This window comes from Streptomyces sp. NPDC001980 (assembly GCF_040296885.1).
Classification (GTDB): Bacteria; Actinomycetota; Actinomycetes; order Streptomycetales; family Streptomycetaceae; genus Streptomyces.
Genome location: NZ_JBEOYD010000004.1, coordinates 403,806 through 420,112 on the forward strand (window position 1 = coordinate 403,806; position 16,307 = coordinate 420,112).

At 72.1% G+C, this 16,307-nt stretch carries 14 protein-coding genes; 11 read left to right on the top strand and 3 right to left on the bottom strand.

The window, feature by feature from the left end:
• Window positions 1-203 precede the first annotated feature (203 nt).
• The 10 genes from ABT137_RS08720 to ABT137_RS08765 all read left to right on the top strand — a co-directional run bounded on the left by ABT137_RS08720 (window position 204) and on the right by ABT137_RS08765 (window position 11,645).
• Window positions 204-1,364, top strand: coding sequence for an ABC transporter substrate-binding protein (locus tag ABT137_RS08720; protein ID WP_351704592.1), 1,161 nt, complete (start codon window positions 204-206; stop codon window positions 1,362-1,364).
• Window positions 1,361-2,260, top strand: coding sequence for an ABC transporter permease (locus ABT137_RS08725; RefSeq protein ID WP_351704595.1), 900 nt, complete (start codon window positions 1,361-1,363; stop codon window positions 2,258-2,260). The genes ABT137_RS08720 and ABT137_RS08725 overlap by 4 nt, the downstream gene beginning before the upstream one ends.
• Window positions 2,245-3,063, top strand: coding sequence for an ABC transporter permease (locus ABT137_RS08730; RefSeq protein WP_351704598.1), 819 nt, complete (start codon window positions 2,245-2,247; stop codon window positions 3,061-3,063). The genes ABT137_RS08725 and ABT137_RS08730 overlap by 16 nt, the downstream gene beginning before the upstream one ends.
• Before the next feature lie 6 nt (window positions 3,064-3,069).
• Entirely contained in the window at window positions 3,070-4,134 is a 1,065-nt protein-coding gene (locus ABT137_RS08735) for an ABC transporter ATP-binding protein (RefSeq protein ID WP_351704601.1), read from the top strand.
• Window positions 4,135-4,208: 74 nt separating this feature from the next.
• The gene (locus ABT137_RS08740) at window positions 4,209-5,660 is read left to right on the top strand and encodes an HAD-IA family hydrolase (protein WP_351704604.1); all 1,452 of its coding nucleotides are present in this window, start codon (window positions 4,209-4,211) and stop codon (window positions 5,658-5,660) included.
• A gap of 140 nt (window positions 5,661-5,800) precedes the next feature.
• On the top strand, window positions 5,801-8,062 hold the full coding sequence (locus ABT137_RS08745; protein WP_351704607.1) for a sensor histidine kinase: 2,262 nt from the start codon (window positions 5,801-5,803) through the stop codon (window positions 8,060-8,062).
• The gene (locus ABT137_RS08750) at window positions 8,052-8,555 is read left to right on the top strand and encodes a roadblock/LC7 domain-containing protein (protein WP_351704610.1); all 504 of its coding nucleotides are present in this window, start codon (window positions 8,052-8,054) and stop codon (window positions 8,553-8,555) included. Before ABT137_RS08745 ends, ABT137_RS08750 begins: the two co-directional genes overlap by 11 nt.
• A gap of 7 nt (window positions 8,556-8,562) precedes the next feature.
• Window positions 8,563-8,943 carry a DUF742 domain-containing protein gene (locus ABT137_RS08755; RefSeq protein WP_351704613.1) on the top strand — a complete coding sequence of 127 codons (381 nt, stop codon included), beginning with the start codon at window positions 8,563-8,565 and terminating at the stop codon, window positions 8,941-8,943.
• Between the two features lie 147 nt (window positions 8,944-9,090).
• Entirely contained in the window at window positions 9,091-9,879 is a 789-nt protein-coding gene (locus ABT137_RS08760) for a carbon-nitrogen hydrolase family protein (protein ID WP_351704616.1), read from the top strand.
• A 53-nt stretch (window positions 9,880-9,932) separates the two neighbouring features.
• A complete protein-coding gene (locus ABT137_RS08765) occupies window positions 9,933-11,645 on the top strand; it encodes a flavin monoamine oxidase family protein (protein ID WP_351704619.1) in 1,713 nt (570 codons plus the stop codon).
• 9 nt (window positions 11,646-11,654) lie between these two features.
• Here ABT137_RS08765 and ABT137_RS08770 read toward each other — a convergent pair whose 3' ends face one another.
• From ABT137_RS08770 to ABT137_RS08780, 3 genes are all read right to left on the bottom strand, one after another.
• Complete coding sequence (locus tag ABT137_RS08770; protein WP_351704622.1) at window positions 11,655-12,584, bottom strand: LLM class F420-dependent oxidoreductase; 930 nt, start codon at window positions 12,582-12,584, stop codon at window positions 11,655-11,657.
• 95 nt (window positions 12,585-12,679) lie between these two features.
• On the bottom strand, window positions 12,680-13,366 hold the full coding sequence (locus tag ABT137_RS08775; RefSeq protein WP_351704625.1) for a DUF5995 family protein: 687 nt from the start codon (window positions 13,364-13,366) through the stop codon (window positions 12,680-12,682).
• 103 nt (window positions 13,367-13,469) lie between these two features.
• Window positions 13,470-14,849 (bottom strand): uracil-xanthine permease family protein, encoded by a 1,380-nt coding sequence (locus ABT137_RS08780; RefSeq protein WP_351704628.1) that lies wholly within the window; start codon window positions 14,847-14,849, stop codon window positions 13,470-13,472.
• A gap of 132 nt (window positions 14,850-14,981) precedes the next feature.
• On the opposite strand from ABT137_RS08780, the gene ABT137_RS08785 reads away from it, so the two are divergent.
• The gene (locus ABT137_RS08785) at window positions 14,982-16,241 is read left to right on the top strand and encodes an alginate lyase family protein (protein WP_351704631.1); all 1,260 of its coding nucleotides are present in this window, start codon (window positions 14,982-14,984) and stop codon (window positions 16,239-16,241) included.
• Window positions 16,242-16,307 lie beyond the last annotated feature (66 nt).

Below are 16,307 nucleotides of genomic sequence, written 5' to 3' on the forward strand. Positions count from 1 at the left end.
TGTGCACAGCGTGACCAGCCTAATCGACGTTCCCAGGTGATTCGTGTCAGCCATGACTGTGCAGGGAATCAGGGGCTGGTGTTCTGTCGTCGTTCATGAACAGGTCATTCGCGCCGGGCGTACTAGGGCCAACTTGTTCAGACAAGTTTGCCCGGCGCCGCCCACAGCGCCACCCACCCTCGTGCGTACTCCCTGGAGAGACCGTGACCGTGTCCCTGCCGAGAACCGCCCTCCTCGGCGGCTCCCTCGCCGCCGTAGCCGCGCTTGCCCTCAGCGCCTGCGGCGCCGCCCCCGACAACGCGTCGTCCACCACCTCCGACGGCAAGAACGCCGCCACCGCCACCTCCGCCGCCGACCTCGGCGGCATGGACAAGCTGATCGCCGCCGCCAAGAAGGAGGGCACGCTGCACATCATCGCCGTGCCCCGCGACTGGGCGAACTACGGCGCCATCATCGACGGCTTCCAGAAGAAGTACGGCATCAAGATCGAGGACGAGAGCCCCGACGGCTCCAGCCAGGACGAGATCAACGCCGTGACCTCGCGCAAGGGTCAGGACCGGGCGCCCGACGTCCTCGACCTCGGCTCGTCGTTCGCGCTCAGCGCCGCCCAGCAGGGCCTGCTCGCGCCGTACAAGGTGACCTCGTACTCCGACATCCCCACGGGCCAGGCGGACCCGCAGGCCCGCTGGTACAACGACTACGGCGGCTACATCTCCATCGGCTGCGACGCGAAGCGGGTCAAGACCTGCCCGACCACCTTCGCCGACCTGCTCAAGCCGCAGTACAAGGGCCAGGTCGCCCTCAACGGCAACCCGACCAAGTCCGGTTCGGCCTTCGGCGGCGTGTACGCGGCCGCGCTCGCCAACAAGGGCTCCTTCGACGACATCCAGCCCGGCCTCGACTTCTTCGCCAAGCTGAAGAAGAACGGCAACTACACGCCGGTCGAGTCCACCCCGGCCACCGTCGAGAAGGGCGAGACGCCCATCTCCATCGACTGGGACTACCTGAACGCCGGTTACGCCGACGAGTTCAAGTCCAAGGGCGTGGACTGGAAGGTGTCCATCCCGACCGACGGCCAGTACGCCCAGTACTACTCCCAGGCCATCAACAAGGACGCCCCGCACCCGGCGGCCGCCCGCCTGTGGCAGGAGTACCTGTACAGCACCGAGGGCCAGAACCTGTGGCTCAAGGGGTACGCGCGTCCGGTCCTGATGAGCTCCATGGACAAGGCCGGCACGCTGGACAAGACCGCCGCCGCGAAGCTGCCCGCGGTCACCGGCACGCCCACCTTCCCGACCGAGGCCCAGCAGGACAAGGCCAAGACGGTCCTGTCGACGGGCTGGTCGAAGGCCGTCTCCGGATGACGGCCACGCTCACGCGGGCCGACGTGGCGTCCGCCGCTTCCCAGAAGCGGCGGCGCCGCGCCCCCGGCTGGCTCGCCGTCGTCCCGCTCCTCGCCTTCACGGCCGTCGCCTTCGGGCTGCCGGCCGTGGCCATGCTGAACGGCGCCTTCACGGTCAAGGACCCGGCGAGCGGGGTGTCCTCGTACACCGCGAGCAATCTCAGCGACTCGCTCCAGGGGCCGTACCTCACCGCCCTCGTCGGCAGCGTGAAGCTGTCCGCGCTCTCCGCCGTCATCGCCGCCGTCCTCGGGCTGCCGCTCGCGCAGGCCGTCGTCAGCTCGCGCTCCCGGGCGCTGCGCGAGGCCGTGCTCACCGCCTCCGGCGTGCTCGCCAACTTCGGCGGTGTGCCGCTGGCGTTCGCGTTCGTCGCGACCCTCGGCAACGCCGGTGTGCTCACCGTGCACCTGCATCTCGCGGACCACGGCTGGAACCTGTACAGCTTCTGGGGGCTCGTACTGGTCTATCTGTACTTCCTGATCCCGCTGATGGTCCTCACCATCACCCCGGCCCTGGACGGACTGCGGGCCCAGTGGCGGGAGGCCGCGCTCAACAACGGCGCCACCGGGGTGCAGTACTGGCGGTTCGTGGCCTTGCCGGTGCTCGCGCCCTCGCTGCTCGGCGGGTTCGTGCTGCTCTTCGGCAGCGCCTTCGCGGCCTACGCCACCGCCGCCGCGATGGTCGGCAGCGCGGTCCCGCTGGTCACCCTCCAGATCGCCGACGCCCTCTCCGGCAACGTCCTGGTCGGCCAGGAGAACGTGGCCCTCGCGCTGAGCCTGGACATGGTGCTGGTGGCGGGCGTGGTGATGGCCGTGTACCTGCCCCTGCAACGACGGAGCGCCCGATGGCTCGACGCCTGACCCCCTGGCGCTGGGCCGTCCTCGGCCTCGCCGCCCTCTACTTCCTGGTCCCGCTGGGCGCCTCCGTCGTCTTCACGGTCGACGTGCCCGGCCAGGGCGTCACCTTCGACGCCTACTCCCAGATCCTGTCCGCCGACGGGTTCGCGTCCAGCCTGCTGCTCTCGCTGGAACTGGCCGTCGCCACCATCGCCGTCGTGCTGCTGCTGATGGTGCCGGCCGTGGTCGCCCTGCGGCTCAGCGCGCCCAGGCTGCGCCCGGTCGTCGAGATCGTCTGCTCGCTGCCGCTGGTGGTGCCGCCGATCGCGTTCGTCGCCGGCATCGCGAGTGTGCTCAAGTGGGGGCCGGACTACCTTTCCCGGACCCCGCTGTTCGAGACGTTCGTCGCCATCCAGAACCCGACCTTCCCGGTCGTCCTGGTCCTCGCCTACGTCGTGATGGCGCTCCCCTTCGTGTACCGGGCGCTGGACGCCGGGCTGCGCGCGATCGACGTGCGCACCCTCGTCGAGGCCGCCCGCAGCTGCGGGGCTTCGTGGCCGCAGGCGCTGGTCCGGGCCGTGCTGCCCAACCTGCGCGGGGCGCTGCTCAACGCGGCCTTCCTCACGCTGGCGCTGGTGCTCGGCGAGTTCACCGTCGCCCGGCTGCTCGGCTTCGAGCCGTTCGCCGTGTGGATCTACAACGTCGGCGGCTCCCAGGCCCAGATGTCCGTCGCCGTCTCCGTGCTCAGTCTCCTGGTGACCTGGGCCCTGCTCCTCGCGCTCGCCGGTGCCGGCGGCCGTGACCGAACCGCTTCCTCCCGGGGATGACACACCATGACCACCGCCACCCTTGAGAAGGCCGCGACCGTCGAATTCCGGTCGCTGCGGCGCGAGTTCGGCGCCACCGTCGCCCTCGACGGACTCGACCTGACCGTACAGCCGGGGGAGTTCCTGGCTCTGCTCGGCCCGTCCGGCTGCGGCAAGACCACCGCGCTGCGCATGCTCGCCGGGTTCGAACACCCCGACTCCGGCGCCGTCCTGGTGGACGGCGAGGACGTCACCCACGTCCCGGCCCATCGCCGTGACGCCGGGATGGTCTTCCAGTCGTACAGCCTCTTCCCGCATCTCAACGCCGTCGACAACGTGGCCTTCGGGCTGCGGATGCGCAAGGTGCGCACGAGCGAACGGCGGGCGCGGGCCGCCGAGTTGCTGGACCTTGTCGGGCTCGGCGACAAGGGGGAGCGGTTCCCGCACCAGCTCTCCGGCGGCCAGCAGCAGCGCATCGCGCTCGCCCGGGCCCTCGCCCTTCGCCCCCGCGTGCTTCTGCTGGACGAACCGCTGTCCGCCCTTGACGCCAAGGTCCGGCTCAGCCTCCGCGAGGAGATCCGCCGGCTCCAGCAGGAACTCGGCATCACCACCCTGTTCGTGACGCACGATCAGGAGGAGGCGCTCTCCGTCGCTGACCGGGTCGCCGTGATGCGCGCCGGGCGGCTCGAACAGTGCGCCGAACCCGCCGAGCTGTACGGCCGTCCGGCCACCGCCTTCGTCGCCGAGTTCGTCGGCACGATGAGCCGGATTCCGGGGACGGTCGAGGACGACACCGTCGAGGTGCTCGGGCAGCGGCTGCCGGTCGACGGACAGGCGCCGGGCGCGGGCGAGGTCGACGTGCTCGTGCGTCCCGAGGCGGTCCAGGTGCGCGTGGACGGCGCCGGTACGGCCACCGTCGTCGCCACCGCCTTCCTGGGGGCGGTCGTCCGGGTCACCGTACGGCTCGCCGACGGCACCGAGGCCAAGGCCGACCTGCCCGCCCACGAGGCCGCCGAGCTGGGTGCCGGATCCGCGGTGAGCGTGTCCCTGCCCGAGCGGCCGGTGCTCGTGGCGGAACGCGCCCGGAAGTAACGCATCCACACGTCAGTAGTGCACCCACAAGCCGGTAGTGCATTCACCAGCCATCAGTGAGGAATGACAACAACGTGACCCCCCACCCACGACTCCCGCTCCAGGCCGTCCTGTTCGACATGGACGGCACGCTCGTCGACACCGAGCGACTGTGGTGGGAGGCGGTGGAACAGGTCGCCGGGCGGCCGCTCACCGAGGCCGACGAGCCGGAGGTGCTCGGCCGGCCGGTGGAGCACACCGCCGGCTGGCTCGCCGCCGGGACGGGCCGGCCGGCCGCGGCGCTCGCGGCCGGGCTGCACCGGGAGTTCGCGGACCGTGTCCGCACCGGCATCGTGCCCCGCCCCGGCGCCCTCGACCTGCTGGACGCGCTGGCCGCGGCCGACGTCCCCACCGCCCTGGTCACCGCGTCCCCACGCGCGGTCGCCGACCTCGTCCTCGACGCCCTCGGCCCCGGCCGGTTCGCCGCCTCCGTCACCGCCGACGACACCGGCCGCACCAAGCCCGCCCCCGACCCCTACCTGGCCGCCTGCCGCGCCCTCGGCGTCGACCCGGCCGCCTGCGTGGCCGTCGAGGACACCGAGACGGGGGTCGCCTCCGCCGAGGCCGCCGGATGCGCCGTCCTGGCCGTGCCTTCGCTCGCCCCGATCGGCGGCGCGCCCGGCCGGACCGTCCGTGACACGCTGGTCGGGGTCACCCCGAAGGAGCTGAGCGACATGGCCGTACCGGAACTGCGGGTGATGTCCTGGAACCTGTGGCTCGGCGGCAGCCCGGTCGACGACCACCGGGCCAAGCAGGTCAAGGCGATCATGGACGCGGGCGCGGACGTCGTCGGCCTCCAGGAGACCGCCGGGACCGGCGCGCGGGAACTCGCCGAGGCCCTCGGCTGGCACCACCACACGGCGGGCGAGAACCTCGGGATCATCAGCCGCTTCCCGGTCACCGCCCGCCTCGGCGACCCGGACGTCGGCTTCTACGGCGCCGCCGGGGTGCGGATCGCGGTCCGCCCCGGCCGCGAGGTCGAGATCTGGACCGCGCACCTGCACTACACGCCGTACGGGCCCTACGAGTTCCACTTCGACGGGCTCGGCGCCGACCAGCTGATCGCCCACGAGGAGGTGCGGCTCGGGCAGATGGGGGAGGCCCTGCGGCGGATCGGGGACCCGGACGTACCCGTGGTGCTCGTGGGGGACTTCAACTGCCCGTCCCACCTGGACTGGCCGGCGGTCGGGTGGCCGGTGACCAGGGCCGCCGAGGACGCGGGGTTCCGCGACTCCTACCGCGAGGCGCACCCGGACCCGGCCGCCGCGCCCGGCCACACCTGGTCGCCGATCCACCCCGTCCACGAGGACGGCAGCGGGCGGCCCGAACCGCAGGACCGGATCGACTACGTGCTGCACAGGGGGCTGCGCGTACTCGACTCCAGGACCTGGATCACCGGCACCCCGGCGCCCTGGCCCGAAGTGGCGGGCAACGACTGGCCGTCCGACCACGCGGCCGTCGTCACCACGTTCGCCGTCGAGCCGTAACCAGGGGTTACCCGGGGCAACCATTGCGGTCGGGGTGACGATCCCGTAAGTTGTGCGGGCCTCCCCCCTTACTGACAGGTAACACCGGTAGGTAACCCATGCGCTGGCCCGGCCGACCCACCACTGTCCGCACGCGGATCGTGGCGCTCGCGCTTGCCCCGGTCGTCGCGCTGACGGCCCTGTGGAGCTTCGCCATGGTGTCCGTCACCGGCGAGCTACGCGCGCTGATCCGGCTCCAGGGGGTGTACGACGACTTCGGCACCCCCGTCGACACCGCCGTCGGGCAGATCCAGATCGAACGGCGGCTGTCGGCGGCCTACCTGGGCGCCCGCCCGGACCCGGCGACCGCCGCCGGCCTGCTCGCCCAGCAACGGCGCACCGACCGGGCGGTGGACGCCATGCGGGACGCGATCCGGGACGGCGACCGCGGGCGCCTCAGCGACCGGCAGCGCCAGGCACTCGACGCGATGGTCACCGCCACCGGCAGGCTGGAGCAGCTGCGCGGGCAGGTGCTGTCCCGGAAGATCTCCTGGGACGGCGCCGTCGCCGGCTACAGCGCCCTGGTGGAGCCCGGTTTCGACGTCGAGTCCACCCTCACCGCGCTCCAGGCCGGACAGCTGGCCCGGGAGTCCCAGGTCGTCGTCGAGCTGGTGCGGGTACGCGAGTTCGTCTCGCGCGAGGACGCCCTGGTCGCCGGGGCGCGGGCCGCCGGACGGCTCACCGACGGGCAGTACGACACCCTCACCTCGACCATCGAGGACCGGCGGGTCTTCCAGCGGACCTACGTCCCCGACCTGCCGTCGGACTCGCGGGCACTGTTCGAGACGTTCCAGCGCGGCGCGCTGTACCGCTCGCTGGTGCGCGGCGAGGACGCGCTGCTGCGGGCGGGCGCGGACCGGGCCGGTGCCGCCGTCGCCGCGGACACCTGGCGGTCGACCACCGACCGGGCCGTCAAGCAGTACATGCTGCTGTGCACGCACTCCGCCGAGAACTCCGCCGCCCGTGGCCGGGCCTTCGCCTACCGGGAGCTGGCCAAGGCGGCCGTCGTCGGCGCGGCCGGGCTCGCGGCGGTGGGCCTGTCGCTGTGGTTCGCGGTCCGCGGGGCACGCCGCATCTCGCGCCGCCTGGAGATCCTGCGGGACGCGGCCGACCTGCTGACCGCACGCCAACTGCCCGCCCTCATGGAGCGGCTGAGCGCCGGTGAGGACGTGGACGCCGTCACCGAGGCGCCGCCGCTGGCCGCCCGGGAGGCCGGGGACGACGAGATCGGGGACGTCGGCCGGTCGTTCAACCGGGCGCGGCTGGCCGCCGTCGAGGCCGCGATCAAGCAGGCCACGCTGCGCCGGGGCCTGTTCGCGGTGCTCCTCAACATCGCCCGCCGCAACCAGGCGCTCGTCCACCGCCAGCTGAAACTCGTCGACACACTGGAACGGCGCACCGACGACCCCGCCGTCCTGGGCGAGCTGTTCCGCATCGACCACCTCACCACCCGGATGCGCCGGCACGCGGAGAGCCTGATCATCCTCTCCGGCGCGACCCCCGGACGGCGCTGGCGGCGGCCCGTGCCGATCGCCGACGTGGTGTCCTCGGCGGTCGGCGAGATCGAGGACTACCCGCGGGTCGTGGTGCCGCCGATGCCCGAGGTGGGCGTGGCGGCGGACGCCGTCGCCGATGTCGTGCACCTGCTCGCCGAGCTCCTGGAGAACGCCACGGTGTTCTCGCCGCCGCACACCCAGGTCACCCTGCGCACCGGCCGGGTCGGCCACGGTTTCACCCTGGAGATCGACGACCGGGGCCTCGGCCTCGACGCGGACCAGCTCTCCGAGGCCCGCCGCACCCTCACCGACCCCGACGCCTTCGACCCGACCCGCCACGACCGCCTCGGTCTCTACGTCGTGGGCCGCCTGGCCGCCCGGCACGGCATCGGGGTGACCCTGCGGGAGTCGCCGTACGGCGGGACGACGGCGGTGGTACTGCTGCCGGGGACGGTGCTGGCCGAGGTGGAGCCGGAGGGCGGCCGACGGGACGGCGAGCGAGGAGGACGGCCGTCGTCCGCCGAGGAACGAGGACGATCGTCGTCGGCGGAGGACCACGGTCACCGGCCCGCGTCGGCGGTCGGTGTGCTGTCGCCGTCCGGGCCGGGGCGGTCCGAGACCTCCGCTCCCGGCACGGAACCGCCCCCGCCCCCGACCCTGCCCACCCGCACCCGCCAGGCGTCCCTCGCCCCCGAGCTGCGCACGGAGCGGGCTTCCGGCGAGGCGCGTGACCTGGACGCCGACGAGATGCGGGCGGTCTTCGGAGCCTTCCAGCGCGGCCTGGACCGGGGGCGCAGAGGACTGCCGACCGGCCCCGAGGAGCCGGACCACACCGAGAAAGGGACCCGTGCCGACGATGACCAGTGACGACCAGCCCCAGCCGCCCGGCACCAAGGCCGCCCCGGGCTCCGGTTCCGCGGCCGCCCCCGGCTCCGGTCCCACCCCGGCCGTCGGCGCCGGGCCGTCCGCCCGGCCCGGCAGCGACCTCGGCTGGCTTCTCGACGACCTCGTCGCCCGGACCGATCACGTCCGGCAGGCCGTGCTGCTCACCGCCGACGGGCTGCCGCTCAGCCACTCCGAGGGGATGCGGCGGCGGGACATCGAGCACCTCGCGGCCGTCTGCTCCGGCTTCCACAGCCTGGCCCGCTCGGCGGGGGACCGGTTCGGCGCCGGGGAGGTGCGGCAGACCATGGTGATGCTCGACGACGCCTACCTCTTCGTCATGCCGGCCGGACACGGCAGCCGGCTCGCCGTGCTCAGCGACGTCCGCACCGACGTCGGCCAGCTGGCCCACGAGATGGCCCTGCTCGTCCGCCGCCTCGGCCGGCACCTCGACGCCGCCGCACGCTCGGCCCCCTGACCCTCCGGTGAGCGACGAGCACTGGTACGAGGACGAGACCGGCTCCCTGGTCCGCCCCTACACCGTCACCCGAGGCCGTACCGAGCCGTCCGGCAAGCACACCATCGATCTGATGTCCCGGGTCACGGCCCTGGAGGCGGAAGCGGGCCGGCCGGAGGTCGACCACGCCCGCGCCGCGCTGCTCGCCCTGCTGCGCCGCGGGGCGCGCCCCGTCGTCGAGCTCGCCGCGGACGCCGACCTGCCGCTCACGGTCGTACGCGTGCTGCTCGCCGATCTCGCCGAGGCCGGCCTGGTCGGCATCGAGGAGCCGCGCCGGGTGGAGCCGACGGGGCCCGCCGCCGACCCCGAGCTGCTGAAGGTGATCGTGGAGCGGCTGCGGGAGCTGTGACCCCGCGCAACGAATCGCCACCGGACCCCGGTCTCACGCAACGAACCGCGCGGCCACGCGCAACGGCTCCTCCTTGTCCGGTCCGGCCCGCCGACCGTACGGTCTAAGTGACCCCCAGACCTCCTTCCGTACCCGGTGAGGACCCGCATGCGCACCGCCCTGCTCCAGAGCTCCGGCCGTCCCGGCTCCACCGTCGAGAACCTCAAGGTGCTCGACGAGGCCGCCGGCCGGGCCGCCGCCGCGGGCGCCGCGCTGCTCGTCGCCCCCGAGATGTTTCTCACCGGCTACGCGATCGGCGACGACATCGTCCGCCTCGCCGAGCCCGCCGACGGCGACAGCGCGGACGCCGTCGCCGAGCTGGCCCACCGGCACGGCCTGGCGATCACCTACGGCTACCCGGAGCGCGACGGCGACCGCGTCCACAACTCCGCCCAGCTGATCTCCGCCGACGGCACCCGGCTCGCGAACTACCGCAAGTCCCACCTCTTCGGCGGCTTCGAACGGGACCACTTCACCCCGGGCGACCAGCCGGTAGTCCAGGCGGAGCTGAACGGCCTCACCGTCGGGATCATGATCTGCTACGACGTGGAGTTCCCGGAGCTGGTCCGCGCCCACGCCCTGGCCGGCACCGACCTGCTGCTCGTCCCGACGGCGAACATGCACCCGTTCGAGATCGTCGCCGAGTCCCTGGTCCCGGTGCGGGCCTGGGAGAACCAGATGTACGTGGCCTATGCCAACCGCGTCGGCCAGGAAGGCGAGTTCGAGTTCTTCGGGCTCTCCGCGCTGGCCGGACCCGACGGGGTCGCCCGCGCCCGCGCCGGCCGCGCCGAGGAACTCGTCCTCGGCGACCTCGACCCCGCCCTCCTCGCCGCCTCCCGCGAGGCGAACCCGTACCTGAAGGACCGCCGCCCCGGCCTCTACGGGTCCCTGGCCTGACCTTCCCCCGCTCTTCCTCACACTTTTCGCGTTTCGCAAGGAGTCCGTACCCCATGACGTCCACGGTGCCCAACGCCGTCGAGCACGCCGACGAGCAGCAGCCGCCGATCACCATGTTCGGCCCGGACTTCCCCTACGCCTACGACGACTTCCTCGCCCACCCGGCGGGCCTCGGCCAGATCCCGGCGACCGAGCACGGCACCGAGGTCGCCGTCATCGGCGGCGGCCTGTCCGGCATCGTGGCCGCGTACGAGCTGATGAAGATGGGCCTGAAGCCGGTCGTCTACGAGGCCGACAAGATCGGTGGACGGCTGCGGACCGTCGGCTTCGAGGGCTGCGACCCCTCGCTGACCGCCGAGATGGGCGCGATGCGCTTCCCGCCCTCCTCCACCGCCCTCCAGCACTACATCGACCTGGTGGACCTGGAGACCCGCCCGTTCCCCAACCCCCTTGCGGAGGCGACCCCTTCGACCGTCGTCGACCTCAAGGGCGAGTCGCACTACGCCGAGACGGCCGCCGACCTCCCGCAGGTCTACCGGGACGTCGCCGCCGCCTGGAACAAGTGCCTCGAAGAGGGCGCCGACTTCTCCGACATGAACCGCGCGATGCGCGAGCGGGACGTGCCGCGCATCCGCGAGATCTGGGCGAAGCTCGTCGAGAAGCTCGACAACCAGACCTTCTACGGCTTCCTCTGCGACTCCGAGGCCTTCAGGTCCTTCCGGCACCGCGAGATCTTCGGCCAGGTCGGCTTCGGGACGGGCGGCTGGGACACCGACTTCCCCAACTCCATCCTGGAGATCCTCCGGGTCGTCTACACCGAGGCCGACGACCACCACCGCGGCATCGTCGGCGGCTCCCAGCAGCTGCCGCTGCGGCTCTGGGAGCGCGAGCCGGAGAAGATCGTGCACTGGGCGTACGGGACGTCGCTCGCGACGCTGCACGAGAACGGCGAGCCCCGGCCGGCCGTGACCCGGCTGCACCGCACCACCGGCAACCGGATCACGGTGACGGACGCCGACGGCGACATCCGCACCTACCAGGCGGCGATCTTCACCGCCCAGTCCTGGATGCTGCTCTCCAAGATCGCCTGCGACGACTCGCTCTTCCCGATCGACCACTGGACCGCGATCGAGCGCACCCACTACATGGAGTCCTCGAAGCTGTTCGTGCCGGTCGACCGGCCGTTCTGGCTCGACAAGGCCGTCGACGACAGGGGAAATCCGACCGGGCGGGACGTGATGTCGATGACGCTCACCGACCGTATGACGCGCGGGACTTACCTCCTCGACGACGGCCCGGACAAGCCCGCCGTGATCTGCCTCTCCTACACCTGGTGCGACGACAGCCTGAAGTGGCTGCCGCTGTCCGCGCACGAGCGGATGGAGGTCATGCTGAAGTCGCTCGGCGAGATCTACCCGAAGGTCGACATCAGGAAGCACATCATCGGCAACCCGGTGACCGTCTCCTGGGAGAACGAGCCCTACTTCATGGGCGCGTTCAAGGCCAACCTGCCCGGCCACTACCGCTACCAGCGGCGCCTGTTCACGCACTTCATGCAGGACCGGCTGCCCGCGGACAAGCGGGGCATCTTCCTCGCGGGCGACGACATCTCCTGGACCGCCGGCTGGGCCGAGGGCGCCGTCCAGACCGCGCTGAACGCGGTCTGGGGCGTCATGCACCACTTCGGCGGAGCGACCGACGCGGCCAACCCCGGCCCCGGCGACGTCTACGACGAGATCGCGCCGGTCGAGCTGCCCGAGGACTGAGCGAGCCGGTCAGAAACCGGCCGCGCGGGCCGCCGAGTACATCTCGGCGGCCGCGGACTTCAGTTCCTCCGCGTCCCGTGCGGCCCACGAGAGGTCGACCAGGAATTCGTCGAGACCGATCTCGGCGTACCCCATCAGATCGGTGACGATCTGCTCGACATCGCCCTGGAAGGGCCGGCGGTCCGGCCCCTCGAACCGCTTCGCGGTGTACTCGGGGTTCACGCGCACGACCGTCCGCAGCGGCCTGGTGCGGCCCCGCTCGGCGGCCAGATCCTGCAACCGGCGCCAGCTTTCGGCCACCTGTTCGGGACCGTCGGCGGACGGCAGCCAGCCGTCGGCGTGGTCGACGAGTCGGCGCATCGCCCGGGGGGTGTTGGCGGGCACCAGGATCGGGATCTGCCGGGCCGGCTTCGGCCCGACGACGGCCGAGGCGATCTTGGTGATCCGGCCCTCGTAGACCACCGGGTCCGGGCCCCACACCGCCCGGCACACCTCGAACACCTCGTCCATGACCTTGCCGCGCTCCTCGAACGGGCGGACCCCTTGGGCCGCGTACTCGTCCAGGGACCAGCCGCTGCCGAGGCCCGCGACCACCCGGCCGCCGCTCGCCGCGTCCAGCGTGGCCAGGGACTTGGCCAGCTGGAAGGGGATGTGCAGCGGGGCCACCAGTACGGCGGTCCCCAGCTCGGCCCGTTCGGTGGCGGCCGCCGCCAGGGTCAGCGTGACCAGCGGCTCGGCCACGCCCCGGTAGGCGTCGGGCCAGGGCAGGCCCGGGACGTCGTACAGGGGCTGGGTCTGGGGCTCCGGGAACAGGGCCCGTTCGTACACCCAGAGGCTGTCGTATCCGATGTCTTCGGCGGCCCGTGCCACGTCGGGCACGTCCTTGCCGAGGTCGTACTGCCGATTCTGCGGAAGACCGATTCCGAGCCGGGTCGTCATGGCATGGGCTCCTTGGTAATTGATTGCGCAATCAAATTAACGTCAGGTCGGTGGAGTGGGGAACGGCTCCGCCGAGGTTGGCCGGATCGGATCCCTCAGTCGCGCAGCGGCGTGAGCAGCAGCCGGCCCGCCAGACCCACGGCCGCGTCCAGCCGCTCGGTGAACTCCTCGGCCAGGTCCCCGGACCCGCGCAGCGCCCACAGCGCCCGCGCCGCCGCCCAGGTCGCGTCCCGGGCCCGCTCCAGGCTCCAGGAACCGAGCAGATGGGTCAGCGGATCGGCGATCTGGAGCAGGTCGGGACCCGGCATCAGGTCCTCGCGGACGCGTTCCTCCAGCGAGACGAGCAGGTCGCCCACGCGGTCGAACTCGTCCTCCAGATCGGCCGGTTCGCAGCCGAGCGTGCGGCAGGCGTCCACCACGGCCAGCGCCAGGTCGTGCCCGATGTGGGCGTTGATGCCGGCCACCGCGAACTGCAGCGGGCGGACCCCGGGATGGCGGCGGAACTGGAACAACGGCCGCCAGCAGGCCGGGGGTCGGCGGCCCTCCGCCTCCGCGTCCACGGCGGTCAGATAGCGCTCGGCGAACCGCACGTCGAGGGCGGCCGCGGCCCCGGGGTCCGTGAACCGGCCCGCGTCCAGGCGCCGTTCGACCTCCTCCGTGACGGTGAGGTACACACGGTTGAAGACCGCGATGCCGTCCCGCTCGGGCAGGGCCGCGTCCAGGGCGCGCATCCGGGCGACGACAGTGCCGACCGGAGCGGTGAGGTGGTGCAACTGCGCCATGGGGGAAGGGTCCCAGCTCCGGCCCGGCGCGCGTGCCGACGTGCCCGGCGCTTCCCCGGAACGGGGGAACGGACCCGCTGCCCGGGAGGGCGGGACCGTGTGCCTACGGCCGGGTGTCGTCGTAGGAGCTGGTGCCCTCGTCGAGGAGCGGTTCCCGGCCCTTGAGGTGGGCCGGGGCCATGGCGCGCAGGGCGTGGTAGCCGGTGATGACGACCAGGGTGCCGAGGGCGATGCCGCTGAGGGAGAAGGTGTCGGTGAACTTCATGCTGACGTTGCCGACGCCGATGATGATGCCGGCCGCCGCCGGGACCAGGTTCAGCGGATTGCGCAGATCGACCTTGGCGTGCAGCCAGATCTGGGCGCCGAGCAGGCCGATCATGCCGTAGAGGATGACCGTGATGCCGCCGAGGACCCCGCCCGGGATCGCGGCCACGATCGCGCCGAACTTGGGGCAGACGCCGAAGAGCAGCGCGAAGCCGGCGGCGGCCCAGTAGGCGGCGGTGGAGTAGACGCGGGTCGCGGCCATCACGCCGATGTTCTCGGAGTAGGTGGTGTTGGGCGGGCCGCCCACGGCGGTGGAGAGCATCGAGGCGACGCCGTCGGCGGAGATCGCCGTGCCCAGCTTGTCGTCGAGCGGGTCGCCGGTCATCTCGCCGACCGCCTTGACGTGCCCGGTGTTCTCGGCGACCAGGGCGATCACGACGGGCAGGGCGACGAGGATCGCCGACCACTGGAAGGACGGGCCGTGGAAGGACGGCAGCCCGATCCAGTCGGCCTTGCCGACGCCGGAGAGGTCCAGGCGCCAGTGGTCGGTGACCTTGCCGCTCGGGCTCACGGAGTGGATCCTGCCGAAGATCCGGTCGAGGACCCAGGAGAGGGCGTACCCGAAGACCAGGCCCAGGAAGATCGCGATGCGGGACCAGAAACCACGCAGACAGACGACGGCCAGACCGGTGAACGCCATCACCAGCAGGGCGGTCCACTGGTCCTGCGGCCAGTAGGTGGAGGCGGTGACCGGCGCGAGGTTGAAGCCGATCAGCATCACGACCGCGCCGGTGACGATCGGCGGCATCGTGGCGTGGATGATCCGGGCGCCGAAGCGCTGGACGGCCAGCCCGATCAGGAACAGCACGGCGCCGACCACGAAGACCGCGCCGGTCACGGTGGCGCTGGTGCCGCCCTGGGCGCGGATGACGGCGGTGACCCCGACGAAGGACAGCGAACAGCCCAGGTAGCTGGGCACCCGGCCGCGCGTCGCCAGCAGGAAGAGCACGGTCGCGACGCCGGACATCATGATCGCGAGGTTGGGGTTCAGGCCCATCAGGACGGGCGCCACGAAGGAGGCGCCGAACATGGCCACCACGTGCTGGGCGCCGAGCCCGACCGTCCGCGGCCAGGAGAGCCGTTCGTCGGGGCGTACCACCGCTCCGGGCGCGGGCGTGCGCCCGTCGCCGTGCAGTTTCCAGCGCACGCCGAGATCCATGGTGGGCTTCGCTTTCTTTGTACGTGAATACGGTCCGAACCATTGTCACGGCTACCTCGCGGTTCTACGCTCACACGGTCCTACTCATGAACTGGGTTCATATATCTGATTTCAGGTTGATCGGAGTACTCGATGAGTGGAAGATCCCGCGCGGCCGTGCTGCTGACGACCCTGGTGGCGTTCGGAGCGGTCCTCGTCCCCTCCGCCCACGCCGCGACCAGGGCCCCGGACACCGCCGTCCTCGACGGCGCCCGGCTCCAGCACACCAGGGCCGAACTGCGCGACGGCGACCCGCAACTCCGGCGCGCGCTGCGCGACCTGACCACCCGCGCCGACACCTGGCTGGACCAGGGCCCGTGGACCGTCGTCGACAAGCCCAAGCCCGCCCCGGGCGGCGACGTCCACGACTACCTCAGCCAGGCCCCCTACTGGTGGCCCACCACCGCCCCCACCGCCGACAACCCCTGGGGCTGCCCCTACGTCCAGCGCGACGGCCAGCGCAATCCCGAGGTCGACAGCGGCACCGACCGCCAGGACGTCGAGAAGGTCTTCGACTCGACGTACGACCTCTCCCTGGCCTGGTACTACACCGGCAAGCGGGAGTACGCCGAGAAGGCCGGACAGGTCCTGCGCACCTGGTTCCTCGACCCGGCGACCCGGATGAACCCGAACCTGAACCACGCCCAGTTCATCCCGTGCAAGTACGACGGCCGGGCCATCGGCATCATCGACTTCTCCCAGTCGTACACCAGCGTGGTCGACGCGCTGGCGATCCTCGGCACCGGGGCCCCCGGCTGGAGCGCCGACGACCGGGCGGGGATGCGGAGCTGGAACACCGACTTCCTCGGCTGGCTCAAGAACAGCGCCTTCGGCAAGGAGGAGGGGGCCGCCGCCAACAACCACGGCACCTTCTACGACATGCAGCTCGCCGCCCTCGCCTACGCGACCGGCGACAAGGCGCTGGCCAGGCAGACCGTGCTGGACGCGCGGGCGAAGCGGATAGACCCGCAGGTCTCGGGCGACGGCAGCCAGCCGCAGGAACTGGCCCGCACCAGGAGCTGGCACTACTCGACCTTCGACCTGGTCGCCTACACCCGGCTCGCGGCCATCGGCCGGCACGTCGGCGTGAACCTCTGGAGCTACCGGGGGCCGGACGGGCAGAGCCTGTTCAAGGCCGTGGACTACCTGCTGCCGGCCGCGACCGGAGCGGCCGCCTGGGCGTACCCGGAGCTGGAGTTCCACCGGTACGCGGCGAGCGACGTCGTGCACGCGGCGGCCGACGCCGGCGACAAGGCGGCCCAGAAGGCGGTGCGGCGGCTGGAGACACCGCCCGGCGGTGACCTCTGGGCGCTGCGGCCGGCCGCCGAGCAGCTGGACTCGATCGCGGGCTGACCGGCCCCACCCCGGCCGGGGCTCCTGAGCGTCCGCTTAGGATGGAGTGTCCCCACCGCTTCGTCC